Source organism: Microbulbifer variabilis (assembly GCF_056232115.1).
In genome coordinates this window covers 278,488-291,333 of the sequence record NZ_CP174325.1, presented here as the reverse complement: position 1 = coordinate 291,333, position 12,846 = coordinate 278,488, and the positions used below count along the sequence as shown (strand labels likewise).

Here is a 12,846-nt window from a genome sequence, read left to right as displayed (position 1 = left end):
CATGACGGATAAGATTTTTCCAGCTCAGCGCTTCATGGATCAGTTCGCCCGACACGTGGTTAATGAGCCTAGCCGTACCGCCTGCGTATTCCAGCCTCATGGGCCTGATAGTGCTCTATCGCTGAGTTACGGTGAACTGAATCAGCAGGTACTGGAACGGGCCCGACTGTTAGTCGAGCGCGGATATAGAGGCCAGCCGCTTGCTCTGCTTTTCCCTGCTGGTCTTGATTTTGTGGTCAACTTCCTCGCCTGCCTCGCGGCTGGCGTCATTGCTGTACCCCTGAACCTGAGTCGCAATGCTCAGCAATTAGAGCGCACTGTTCGTATTCTTGGTGATGCAAAGACCAAAGCCATTCTGACGACCGCTGAGACTCGTGAACAGCTATTTGAGCAATTAGCAGAATTACCGGCGATTAATTTGGGCGACCAAGCCTGGATTGATGAGCAGCAGGTTGGTGCTGCTAAAGATGTAGAGTTACCTCTTCCGGCTCCAGATGAGTTGGCGTTTGTTCAGTACACCTCAGGCTCTACTGATCTACCCAAAGGTGTAATGGTAAGTCACGCCAACATTATCGATAACCAATTGGCTATCCAGCAGGCGTGTGGCCACAGCGAAGGTGTAATTGCTGGCGGCTGGCTGCCACAGTTCCACGATATGGGACTGATAGGCCATATGCTGCAGCCATTGTTCCTTGGTGGTACCTACGTCTTCATGCCACCGATGAAGTTCGTTCAGCGTCCACGCCGGTGGTTAGAATTGATATCTCACTATCGAATTCATAGCTCTGCTGCACCTAATTTTGGCTATGAGCACTGCATCAAGTTCATAGGTGAGCGAGAGGACCTATCGGGATTAGACCTGAGTTGCTGGAAGGTGGCTTTGAATGGCTCTGAGCCTGTCAGCGCCGACACTATGAGGATATTTGCTGAACGTTTCCAGCCTTACGGTTTTTCCTCTACTGCTTTCTTTCCCTGCTACGGCATGGCTGAAACCACTTTGTTTGTCTCTGGAGGACCGAAAGGCGTAGGCATTGAAACCCTGGCTTTCGATCCCGCAGCATTTGACTCTGGTCGACTGCAATCTACTGGTGAGGGGCGTCAAGTGGTTAGCTGCGGTCGTATCACGCCAAGGATGATTTTGAAGGTTGTTGATCCGGAGAGTGGCCGGCTAGCAGATGAGGATTGTATTGGTGAGATATGGATTAGTGGTGCCTCAATAGCACAAGGTTATCTTAACAACCTTGAGATTAGTAAGCAGCAATTCGGTGCTCGTATATCGCCCTGCGACGGTCATTATTACCTCAAAACCGGGGACATGGGCTTCGTCCGTGACAATAAGTTGTATATCACCGGGCGGATCAAGGAAATGTTAATCCTGCGCGGCCGCAACCTTTATCCATACGATATTGAACGTACCTGTAGTGACCATCCTGATGCGGCAGGCAATAACGGAGCCTCGGTTTTCACTGTGGATAGCAATGGCCAAAACCGACTGGCAGCCATTGTTGAGATTCGCCGCCACGCCTTTCTTAACCGAAACCACGATGAACTCCGACAGGAGCTGCGTGAGGCAGTGATGTTGGCACATGATGTCGCCCTCGACCAGCTCTTGCTGGTCAAGCCTGGCGGTATTCCGAAAACCACCAGCGGCAAAGTTCGTAGGACTGCCTGCAGGGATCTGATTGCAGCCGAAGAGGCGCAGCTCGCATGAACCGTTGATAGGAAATATAAGATGACGAATGAATTTAGAATGAAAAACCTGGTGGAACAGATCACAGATTTTATCGCTGCTAAAACACCAGAATTTTCGATTGATAAGCACAGTGACACCTCTTTCTCAAGTCTAGGTCTAGACTCGGCAGACCATGTCCAGCTATCGACTATGGTGGAGGACCACCTCTCTGTTGACGTCGATCCGACGCTAGCCTTCGACTACCCAACGATTAACGCTCTTGTGGCACATCTCGAAAAGAATTTTTCAAGAACAGCTTTGGAGCGCAGTTGATGTCGCGACTTGATTGCATAGTTATCGGTGGAGGCCAGTTCGGTCTTCACACCGCACGAATGCTGCAGCAGGCTGATCTCAACTACCTTCTGCTTGAACGGGATAGTATTGGCGACGTTTGGCGTAACCGGCTCGAAGGTATGAAGCTATTCACTTCACGTCAATTCTGTGCCCTGCCAGGACTAGCCTTTCCGGGCGATCCTGAGGGCTTCCCGACTACAGTAGAAATAGCTGATTATTTGGTCAGCTATGCAGGCCACTTTGATCTTCAGGTTCGAGAAGGCTGTGAAGTTGTTGGTCTCGATCGCCTTTCGAACGGCAGTTTTCAGGTCGACCTTGCCGACGGCACGTCTCTGCTCGCCACCAGTATCGTCAATGCAACTGGTGCTAATCAGATACCCCAGGTGCCGGCGATAAGTTCCCAACTTGCTGGAGAGGTGCAGCAACTAGACGGTAGTCTCGCCTCAACCGATGTCATTTCTGATGGCCACACTGTTGCCGTTATTGGGGATGGTGCTACTGGGCGTCAGATCGTGGACCGGCTAGCGGGGCGTTGCAATGTGTTTTTGGCCACGGGTTCCCCACGTGGCCTGCCTCCCAACCGTTTGTTCGGACGTGATATTTTTTGGTGGCTTGATCGCTTGCGTATCCTTTCCGCCGATAAGAACAGCCTCATCGCGAAGATATTAAAAAAGCGTAACCCTGTCCCCTGTGGTGAATACAACAATAGACGGCTGAAGGCTAAAGGCGTAAAGATTGTTGGCCGTGCTTTGGAGTGCTCTGGCCGTCAAATCCGTTTCGACTCCGTCGGTTGGCATGACATAGATACAGTGATTTGGGCAACAGGCTATTGCGACCGAACGAGCTGGCTAAAGTTGCCGCACTGTGTCGATGAGAGGGGCTTCATTGAAAACTATGGAAGGACTCCAGAGCCTGGGCTTTTCTTAGTGGGACGTAAATGGCTTAGTTGTCGAGCGTCGGAGCTGGTAATGGGGGTTGAGAAGGATGTAGAGCGAGTAATGGTGCCGCTGCGAGCATTTTTATCCGAAAGGAAAGAAATACCTTGAACAAAAATATAAAGACCGATTGGATCATTCGCTCTGGCGCCAGTAAGTGGCTATTAGCGCTGGTGCTGTTGCTCACATTGATGTCGGCTGTTGGCCTAAAACGGATGGGGCTGGCCAGTGATTATCGCGTTTTCTTCGATGATAACGATCGTGACCTACTGCGCTTGGAGCAGATGCAAGATACTTATAGCACGACTGATAACGTGTTCATCATGATTGAACCGGTGGATGACAACATCTACAACCAGCGTACTCTGAGCCTTATACATGAAATGACACGCGCGTTGTGGCGGACGGCCCATGTCTCTCGAGTAGATTCGCTAACGAACTTCCCCTATAGCTCTGCTGAAGACGATGATATTTTGATTGAGGAGTTCGTCTACGAGCTTGACGAATTGACGCCGCAAAGGATCGCCTTTATTGAAACTGCCGCTAGTAGTGAGAGGGACTTGGTTGGCAATTTGGTTAGTAAGAACGGACGATTTACCGCGATCAATGCGACCATTCGGTTGCCAGGGTTAGACCATAAGGCCGAAGTGCTAGCCGTTACCGGTGCTGTCGATGAATTGATTAAGTCATTCAAGATGGAATATCCGGATCATCGTTTTTTTGTCACCGGTGTGGTGGAGATGAACGGTGCCTTTTTCCAGGCGGCAAAAAAAGACTTCATCACGCTGATACCGTTGATGATCCTTTTTGTGCTGGTCAGCGCTGCTCTGATTCTCGGATCACCTGCTGCAGGTGGCGCTATTTTGACGGTAGTAGTGTTGGCACTGCTAGGGTCTTTGGGTCTAGCTGGTTGGCTCGGTATTCAATTGTCTGCGCCATCAGTATCGGCTCCAATCATCATGTTCACGGTGATAGTAGCGTCGGCCATCCACATTCTCAGCTATATTCAGCGCCAGATACGCAGTGGTGTTTCTCGTGAAGAAGCAGTCTTGCAATCCTACCGGCGCAATCTCAAGCCGATTGCGGTGAGCCATGTCACTACTATTATCGGTTTTCTGGCGATGAATTTCAGTGACTCACCGCCGTTTCGAGATCTTGGCAATATAGTTGCCTTAGGTGTGCTCTTCTCGCTACTTTTGTCGTTGACGGTTCTACCACAGCTTCTGTTGCGTATTCGTTTTTCAACGCGGGAAACAGGTGCCAACCGACTGATTAATCGCATGGCTTTGTTGTCAGGCTGGGTTATCGCTTACCGCCGGCGGATATTGTGGCTAATGCTACCTTTGTCCCTATGCGTCGCTGCACTCAGTCCATTGAATCAATTAAACGATGATTTAATCCGCTATTTTGATGAGTCACAGCCCTTCCGTGCTGATTCTGAACGTATCGATCGCCACTTTTCTGGTATTTATACAATCGATTACTCGCTCTCGGTACCAGAGCAGAACGGTATGTTTCAGCCAGAGTTTTTACAGTTTCTTGATACATTCGATGACTGGCTACATGAGCAGCCAGAAGTTTTTACAACTGCAAGCCCCCTGCACCGAATCAAGGATCTTAACCGTTTGATGAATGGTGGTGATGAGGACTCTTACCGGTTACCTGGCGATACAATTACCGCTGCACAGCAGTTCCTGCTATACGAGATGTCGTTGCCGTTTGGTCGTGATGTGACCCATCAGGTGAATTTGAATAAATCCTCGGTGAAACTGACTGCACGATTAAAGAATCTAAGCTCGGTGGGCTTAATTGCTTTTGAAAAACGGGTCGAAGAGTGGTTGTTGCAAAACCAACCTCGCTCCATTGATATCTATCACAGCAGTCCCGCAGTGATTTTTTCCCACATTGGCCAATCAAATATTGTAAGTCTCCTTGAAGGTGCCTCGCTAGCGTTTGTGGTGATTTCATTGACGTTGATGCTGGTATTCCGCTCACTCGATATTGGTCTATTGAGCTTGGTTCCAAACCTGCTTCCAGTCGCGGCAGCATTTGGATTTTGGTATCTCGTTAATGGTCAAATCTCAATGGGGCTGGCTGGGGTGTCGGCAATGGCGATCGGCATAATCGTCGATGATACAGTTCACTTCCTCTATCAGTATGTCAACGGTCTAAAGCGGGGGCTCAGTCCTGAAGATAGCGTAAGCGAAACCATTAGTAAGACTATGGGTGGGATCGTGATTAGCTCAATGCTGCTAGTGATAGGCTTCCTTCTATTGTCGACCTCGGCGTTCGAGAAAAATGCCCAGATGGGTATGCTCACGGGGATGTCTATTGTGTTGGCATTGGTGTTTGACTTGATATTACTACCGGCCTTGGTTCTAACCTTTATGCGCAGGACACGTACGTCGAACCTGCAATTTCGTACCGACAAGGAACTAAATAATGCGAACTGATTACCGTCTCCTCCTTCCAGTGACAATACTTTGTGGCCTAATCGGTTTGCCGGTTCAAGGCGCTGCTAGCGATGTTAGAAAGGGGCGGGAGGTCGCAGTGGCAGTGGATAACCGTGACCTTGGTTACGGCGACAGTGTTGCCGAATTGACGATGATTCTACGCAACAGGGCCGGAGATGAAACTCGACGTGAACTGCAGATCAGCTCACTTGAGAGTCACGAGGGTGGAGACAAATCGTTAATCCGCTTCAATTTTCCTGCCGATATCCGGGGCACGGCGCTTCTAACGCATCCGCAGTTAGAGGATACCGATAAGCAGTGGTTATATTTGCCTGCCTATTCCCGTATTAAGAGGATCTCATCTCGCAATAAGAGTGGTGCGTTCGTCGGTAGTGAGTTTTCGTTCGAGGACTTGTCTGATAAGGCGGTCGACGATTTCCGCTATACCTACGTGAGAGAGGAATCATGCGAAGATGGTGCCCTGGTTTGTGACGTAATTGACCGAGTGCCAGAAGACTCTCACTCTGCATATAGCCGGCAGCGGGTCTGGGTTGATCAGAGTGCTCGACGTATCTTCCGTATAGACTATTTCGACCGTAAGGAAACGCTGCTCAAGACTTTTTCCGCAAGGGATTTTCGCCTCTACGACGATCGTTATTGGAGGCCCATGGAGGTGGTTATGCATAATCAGCAGAGTGGAAACGTAACGATCTTAAGCTATAGCCGCATCGAGTTTGGTACCGGTCTCTCAGTTGCGAATTTCCATCGCAATACACTCCGGGATTAAGGGTATGGGGGTCTTGCGTTTAGCGTTTTGGGTGCAGCTGTGTCTAAGCCTTACCATTATGCCGGTCCTCGCAGAGGTCAAGGTTGACAAGTATTCTGTTGATATCGCGGCCACGGCTCGTATATTTGCAGAAGAGGAGTCGCTGGCCATTGATGATAGCTACCGCTTCGGACCGGGGCTTGAAATTGAAGCAAATGCTGAGGGGGATATTGGTGATACTGGCTATAAGTTGCGGTTGTTTGGTAGCTGGGATGAGCAGGATGGGGAGCGTCGTTATGCCGATATCCGCCAAGCCAGCCTTCACTGGCGCCGTGATCAGTTATCGCTGAATCTCGGTGTTAGTACTTTCTTTTGGGGCGTTTCTGAATCTCTGAATATAGTCAATGTACTTAATCAGGCTGACTTGCGCCAAGCTATCGACGGAAAGGAAAAGATGGGGCAGACCTTCGCATCTTTAGGTCTGCGTTTTGATAACGGCGAACTATCGATATTCTATCTGCCAACTTTTCGTGAGCGAGAATTTCCAGAGCGCCCGTCATTCGGACTACCGATTTCGGACCGGGCACTTTTTGAAAGCTCGAATAGAGGTGGAGATGTTGCTCTGCGAGGCCATTTTTACGCTGGTGATTTAGAAACAGGGATCGGTTACTTCAGAGGCACTAGGCGGGCGCCACTACTGGTAAGGCCTAGCCCTTCAGCGACGATGTTGACTCCCTTTTACATCGAAACCGAGAATTTTTTACTGGACACACTTTATCTCCTCGGCGACACGACCTTTAAGTTGGAAGCGAAAACTGGTCGCGAACTGGAGCAAGGTTTCTTTGCTGCAAACGTTGGCCTTGAGCACCCGATTTATTCGCTACCGGATAGTATGCAAGATCTGTCCTTGATCGCCGAATATCTAATCGACGATAGGGATGAGCAAGCTGAAACATTAGGTCAGAACGATCTCTTTGTCGGCCTTAGAGCTAGCTTCGGTGATACCGGTGACAGCGAATTTCGAGGAGTCATAAGTTATGACTTCGATAGTCATGGCAACTACCTCGACTTAGGCTTAGAACACCGTCTGAGTGATTATTTTAGAATCGAAACTCGGGCGTTTTTATTCCTCAATGTGGGCCGCAGTGATACTTGGCTGTATCCAGTACGGGATGAGGATTTTATCGAGTTTAAGTTGCATTATTCTTTTTGAGCGGACCCTATGAAGACCGGAGTTAACAGGGATATAGGTCTTTGGATTGCTACCGTGAAGGAGTTTGAAACTCTAATTAAGCATGATCCGCAAACTGTCTTCACCACAGTTAGCGAGGCTGAGCAGAAAAGATATAGTGGGATTGTTAATCGAGCGGCGGGCCTACATTTTCTGCTTGGTCGTTACCTATTGCGTTATGTTTTATCCACTAAAAGAGGCGTAAGTATTTTGCCGGCAGATTGGGAAATTTTCCCTGATGAGCAAGGCAGGCCTAGAGTTTTAAACCAAAGTGTGGCCCCAATAAAATTTAGTATTTCTCATGCTAGTGGTGTGGTCGCGATTGCGCTTAGCTCTACCGTTGATCCAGGTATAGATCTGGAGCCCCTTGCTCGTGAACTGGGCTCAGGTCTAAATTTCAGGCATTTACTTAGTCCAGAGCAATATGACCAGGTAATGACTATCCCAAGCGCTGCTCACTGTGAATTGTTAACAAGGGTTTGGTGCATTAAAGAGTCTGTGTCCAAAGCGTGTGGTTTGGGGCTTCGACTGCCTTTTTCTACGATCGAGTTTGATCTTGTATCTTTGCTTAACTCGCAACCAGCCACGTGGCTTGAGTGTAAGGTAAGAGAAAGGGGGAGCTTTTGGTTTAACCTTTGCACGTTGGCGCAACGTTATTGGCTTTGTGTAGCGATGGAGTCGCCGGCGTTGTCGCCTTTGGGTCGATTGGAACCAAACCATTTTAACCTACTCAGCCGCAAGGCGTTTTAGAAACAAGACGTGGAGTTGGAAGTAGCTGCCGCACAAAATTAATTTTAGGTCCAGTTACGCTGCTTCAATGTCATTAATACAGGATGAGATGATGGACGTGCTTGAGTACATCAGGGAAAAGGAAAGGTTGCTTAGGGCTCGGATTAACAATTTGGACCTCAAAAGCACCCATGATAATCACCTGCATCAGTTGTCCTATTACATCAGTAACTTGCTTAAAAATTCCTGGACTTCGAAAGCTGGGCCGGTTGTTGATCCTGCTAGCAATCGTGAATTACAAGTCATTAAGAACCCTAAGGCCATCGCTTTCTACCAAGACTGGCAAGCACGTATTGGTCAGCAGATATATATTGGGCGCTGGATTGTAGTTGACCAGTCGCGCATTGACAGTTTTGCCGAAGTAACTGGGGACCGCCAGTGGATTCATATTGATCCAGAACGAGCAAGGGCTGAATCGCCGTTTGGAGGCACAATTGCCCACGGCTTTTTGGTCCTATCGCTAATTCCCGAGCTCACCGATACTGTCAATCCGGAAAAACCGCCTTACCCTGAAGCTAGAATGATTATAAACTGCGGCCTTGAACAGGTGCGTTTTCCTTATCCAGTTAAGACTGGCAATCGTATCCGAGCTCGTACGACTTTAAAGTCCCTGGTGCCATCGAAGCGTAGTGTGGAAATGATCAATCATATTGAGGTAGAGGTTGAAGGTTCAGGTCGCATGGTTTGTGTTGCGGATAGTGTGCTGAAACTTTACTTCTGAATTCAAAATGCACGCGCACCCTCCCGGCACTTATAATTATCATAGGCAAACTGGGAGGAGAGTAATTCTCGATTGATCGCTCTTGCAAGAGCGCAGAATTAGCCATCTCTGGATAGAGATATGAACCTTGAGTATCTGTGATTATCGAAAGGTGTATTCCTGCTATCTGATAGGGAATTTCAGAGGCTATGGGGGCTGGGGTTTATTAATTTCCCTGGTTAAGTAGGGAAATACAGCTGGGGGCGGCGTTAGACGTGTCTTTACCACCTAGATAACTCTTCTATTTCTGACCTTTCTGACTGAGCGCTCCATTGCCGAGGATTAGTGGCTGCGTTGCTACAAATCTAGATGGATTCCATCAAAGATCGAGTGGTTCACTTGTAATGATGAGGTATGAGCGCTAGATGTGTAACCAACCAATAAGCAAATAACTAGAAAAAATTTTTTGAATAAAGATTTTTTTGGTATGCTATATCTAATTTTTTCTTTTTTTAGGATAAAATTGTCGGTATGTATGTGTAATTTGAAGCAACTTACCTCTTCATTTATCTCACCTGTTTGATACCCCAAAGGTACAGTTAGGCTCTTGAAGTGATTAGTGTTCAAACTTTATTGTTCCAAAATAAAATTAGTGTTCAAACTTTATTGTGCGAGAACAAATGGCGTCTGGGAACAGTAAAGAGTATACACTCCTAGCACTATAATCTTTGAATAAGTGACTGAAATTATTTAGAGGCTGTAACCTGCTGGTTTATAAAAGCTTTTATTGAATTGATGCCGCCATCACCTATTCAAATTTACAAGTCTCTTGAAGCTTGTCGAATAGATTTCAAAGTATAGCTTCCACGCCCAATGACGTAGTGGTTCAGCTCTGTGTCCTCTGGGCTTCAACAGTCTCTAGGACCGTGTGACGGCTGTTAAGTGAGCTATATCTATCTGACTATGAACTATTTGTGGCAGCTCTCAGGGAAATGAAAACAGCGATCGGCGTAAAGTTTGGAAAAGCCCGACTACCCGATGAGCTCACCCGGACGACTAAAGGTTCCCAGCTCCCTTCCTTTTCAGTGAAATAAATACTGTCTTTTTTTGTAGGCATCACTGTTACACGCTGTGAAGTTGGTCGATTAAAATTCGGCATAAGACCAAAATTATTGCCAGGTCAGGCATAAGTTGGCAGCTATTTTTACTTATACGAGCCATTGCACTTCATGAAATTTATTTTTACCAATCACAGTTTTCTATTATTTTTAAACTCTTATGAGAGATCTCTGCACTAGCCAATTGTCACGGATGGTAAATAAAAGCTCGACGTTGTTTGGTAGGTCGGGATAAAAATTGATTTTTATCAATTCATATCTCTGGTTGGTAAAACAATATGCGTTGTAATGTTCGATGAATAAATTACTTCAAGAGCGCTTTAAAAGTATTGCTATCGATATTTTTTGGTCAAATTAAAAATAAGTGACACCATCGTTTTAAGTAGGTAAAGCTTAAAGCAACCTCTAATGATCTATGAAAAATAAAACTCCAACTAAAAATTGGCCGCGTGAAAACTTTAGAAATATGATTCCTGTAAGAACTTTGTAAACTTAAGTTTAATTTTTTGTGAAAAATAACAAGCATTTAATACTTTAATGCGATGTTGATTGGTTATACCAAATTTGAAATTTAAAATTATATGAGAAAAAATGTGACATGGTCATCTATTTTGGTCGTGAAAGTTTTATTTTTGCATTGGCGGCTTTTATTTTTTTTTCACCTCTGTAATCTATGTTTTTAAGTTGACTGCTATATTTGCTTGAAAAAATTCTGATGTCCAAAGATGTAAAATTGTAGGTGTAAAGAGTTTCCATCACCTTGCAGATGATCGGTTAATAAATTCAATTAAATAAAGCATGAGTGCCGAGAGTTGAGATTTTAACTGTAGAGGGGATGCTATACGTGTTGTTCATCTGAGGGTGCACAGTGAAGGGGATGGCCGAAAGATTAAGAAATTATTTGCCAGGTGGAGGTATTTGCCATGGTGGAATTTGAAATTCGCACCGATGTTTCGTTATAAGATTTAATTCTATGAATATCTAGAAAGGTGAAGCGGTTGCTCAAAATGATAACCGTTAAGTGAGTTATGTGTGCTTGCTTTTTATAGTTAAGGGTGAAATTTCTCCACAGAAAAAATTATATAACGGTGTTTTGTAATGAAACTGTATATTTTGAATGATAATTTCATCTGAGTTAGCTAGAGCATAGTTTCTTTATAAAGTAATAAGGTTATTATCGATTCATTGCAGGATGCTGTGAAATATTAAAGTGTTGCAATTTACCAAGCCTGAGTTGGTATATAGTAATAATGTCAATATGGCTTTAAGTGTCGGCCATATAAAATTTTTTTTAAAACGGAAGAGTGTAATGCATATTCTTATTGTGAAAACTGATAGTTTTCTTATAAAGAAGAACTAGTCGCTTGTCTGTGACTCTCGTGCAGAAAACACTCTAATTGTGAATTGATTTAAATCAAGAGTACATTATGTAAGATTTAATTTTTTGTACTGACAGGATTCCTTTTTTGTTGATCTGGAATTTTCATTCTGGTAGGGATTCCTTTGTATTTTAAATTTCACATAGTGGTTAAAGGTATTTTATAGATTGTAAAGTTGGTTTCTATTGTTGAATAAGGATTGTTGATATGCTCGATGTTCTTGTGCCAAGTCAAACCAATAACCTGAATTTTGTTTCAGCTAATCGCATCGTAAGCCCGAGAAAACTCTGGTCCGCCTATCCTGTTAGCGTTGATGTGGCTGATTTTATTCAGCGCTCCAGGCAATCAATAACCGAGATTTTACATGGGAAAGACCCGCGATTTTTAGTAATTGTGGGGCCTTGTTCAATTCATGATATCGATGCCGCCAAGGAATATGCGAGTCGCCTTAAGTCCCTGAGTGATAATTACAGTGAAAATCTACTAATTGTTATGCGGGTCTATTTTGAAAAACCAAGGACGACAGTTGGCTGGAAAGGATTTATCAATGATCCTAAGTTAGATAGCTCCTTTGATGTGGAAGCTGGTCTAACCGCCGCCAGAAAACTATTGATCAACCTGGCGGAGCTTGAAATTCCCGTAGCAACGGAAGTATTGGACCCGGTAACACCTCAGTATCTGGGAGATTTAATAAGCTGGGCGGCCATCGGTGCCAGAACCACTGAGTCACAGACCCATCGTGAAATGGTTAGTGGGTTATCTATGCCGGTTGGATTTAAGAATAATACCGATGGAAATATTCAGGTAGCCATGAACGCCATGAAGTCTGCGTCTGGAAAACACAGTTTTCTTGGAATCGACTCAGATGGAAGAATTTCAGTGATCAACAGCCTGGGAAACCTGAATACTCATATTGTTTTAAGAGGTGGGGAGAATCCCAACTACGAGAAACGAGCAGTCGAAGAGGTAGCTCGCACTCTATCCGAAGCAAGGCTGCCCAGTAATTTGGTAATTGACTGCAGCCATGCAAATTCCAATTACGATTTCAGGCAGCAGAGGGTGGTTGTCGATAACCTTATTGAACAACTAAAACACAGTAATAGCTCAGTTGTCGGATTAATGTTGGAAAGTAACCTTAATGAAGGTAAGCAAGCCATTCATTTACCAAAGGATATGATGAAATACGGTGTTTCAGTCACCGACGGCTGTATTGGTTGGGATGAGACAATAGATATCATTTCCCAGGTTAATGACGTTTTTATCCAGCGCCAGTAAAAAATATTTCCATTTATCACAAATTGAACTCTAGCCGGTATTTGGAGCTAATCTGTTGGGCTGATATCCATTTGGCCTTAAAGTTTGGATGTTCTATACGAGGTTGATTCAGTTGAAGTTAAATGAATGCCAGGACAGGAATATTTCGATATAGATTAAATGTTCTATTCAAAA

The 12,846-nt window shown here is 45.4% G+C and carries 9 protein-coding genes; all 9 read left to right on the top strand.

Annotated features, from left to right (window positions below; genetic code table 11):
- Position 1 precedes the first annotated feature (1 nt).
- The 9 genes from ACJJI7_RS01285 to ACJJI7_RS01245 all read left to right on the top strand — a co-directional run bounded on the left by ACJJI7_RS01285 (position 2) and on the right by ACJJI7_RS01245 (position 12,672).
- Positions 2-1,711, top strand: coding sequence for a fatty acyl-AMP ligase (locus tag ACJJI7_RS01285; protein WP_444901110.1), 1,710 nt, complete (start codon positions 2-4; stop codon positions 1,709-1,711).
- Positions 1,712-1,732: 21 nt separating this feature from the next.
- Positions 1,733-2,005 (top strand): acyl carrier protein, encoded by a 273-nt coding sequence (locus tag ACJJI7_RS01280; RefSeq protein ID WP_444901111.1) that lies wholly within the window; start codon positions 1,733-1,735, stop codon positions 2,003-2,005.
- Positions 2,005-3,072, top strand: a complete 1,068-nt coding sequence (locus tag ACJJI7_RS01275; RefSeq protein WP_152454485.1) for a flavin-containing monooxygenase — start codon at positions 2,005-2,007, stop codon at positions 3,070-3,072. Before ACJJI7_RS01280 ends, ACJJI7_RS01275 begins: the two co-directional genes overlap by 1 nt.
- Entirely contained in the window at positions 3,069-5,414 is a 2,346-nt protein-coding gene (locus tag ACJJI7_RS01270) for an efflux RND transporter permease subunit (protein ID WP_444901112.1), read from the top strand. The genes ACJJI7_RS01275 and ACJJI7_RS01270 overlap by 4 nt, the downstream gene beginning before the upstream one ends.
- A complete protein-coding gene (locus tag ACJJI7_RS01265; RefSeq protein WP_152454483.1) occupies positions 5,404-6,201 on the top strand; it encodes an outer membrane lipoprotein-sorting protein in 798 nt (265 codons plus the stop codon). The genes ACJJI7_RS01270 and ACJJI7_RS01265 overlap by 11 nt, the downstream gene beginning before the upstream one ends.
- A 4-nt stretch (positions 6,202-6,205) precedes the next feature.
- On the top strand, positions 6,206-7,393 hold the full coding sequence (locus ACJJI7_RS01260) for a hypothetical protein (protein WP_444901113.1): 1,188 nt from the start codon (positions 6,206-6,208) through the stop codon (positions 7,391-7,393).
- Between the two features lie 54 nt (positions 7,394-7,447).
- Positions 7,448-8,161, top strand: a complete 714-nt coding sequence (locus tag ACJJI7_RS01255; protein ID WP_444901114.1) for a 4'-phosphopantetheinyl transferase family protein — start codon at positions 7,448-7,450, stop codon at positions 8,159-8,161.
- Between the two features lie 67 nt (positions 8,162-8,228).
- Complete coding sequence (locus ACJJI7_RS01250) at positions 8,229-8,921, top strand: MaoC family dehydratase (protein WP_444901115.1); 693 nt, start codon at positions 8,229-8,231, stop codon at positions 8,919-8,921.
- A gap of 2,683 nt (positions 8,922-11,604) precedes the next feature.
- On the top strand, positions 11,605-12,672 hold the full coding sequence (locus ACJJI7_RS01245) for a 3-deoxy-7-phosphoheptulonate synthase (RefSeq protein ID WP_444901116.1): 1,068 nt from the start codon (positions 11,605-11,607) through the stop codon (positions 12,670-12,672).
- Positions 12,673-12,846 lie beyond the last annotated feature (174 nt).

Excerpts from the sequence above, each read along its gene's own strand:
- ACJJI7_RS01285 (WP_444901110.1), top strand. The coding sequence starts at position 2 with ATGACGGATAAGATTTTTCCAGCTCAGCGCTTCATGGATCAGTTCGCC.
- ACJJI7_RS01280 (WP_444901111.1), top strand. The coding sequence starts at position 1,733 with ATGACGAATGAATTTAGAATGAAAAACCTGGTGGAACAGATCACAGAT.
- ACJJI7_RS01275 (WP_152454485.1), top strand. The coding sequence starts at position 2,005 with ATGTCGCGACTTGATTGCATAGTTATCGGTGGAGGCCAGTTCGGTCTT.
- ACJJI7_RS01265 (WP_152454483.1), top strand. The coding sequence starts at position 5,404 with ATGCGAACTGATTACCGTCTCCTCCTTCCAGTGACAATACTTTGTGGC.
- ACJJI7_RS01260 (WP_444901113.1), top strand. The coding sequence starts at position 6,206 with ATGGGGGTCTTGCGTTTAGCGTTTTGGGTGCAGCTGTGTCTAAGCCTT.
- ACJJI7_RS01250 (WP_444901115.1), top strand. The coding sequence starts at position 8,229 with ATGTCATTAATACAGGATGAGATGATGGACGTGCTTGAGTACATCAGG.
- ACJJI7_RS01245 (WP_444901116.1), top strand. The coding sequence starts at position 11,605 with ATGCTCGATGTTCTTGTGCCAAGTCAAACCAATAACCTGAATTTTGTT.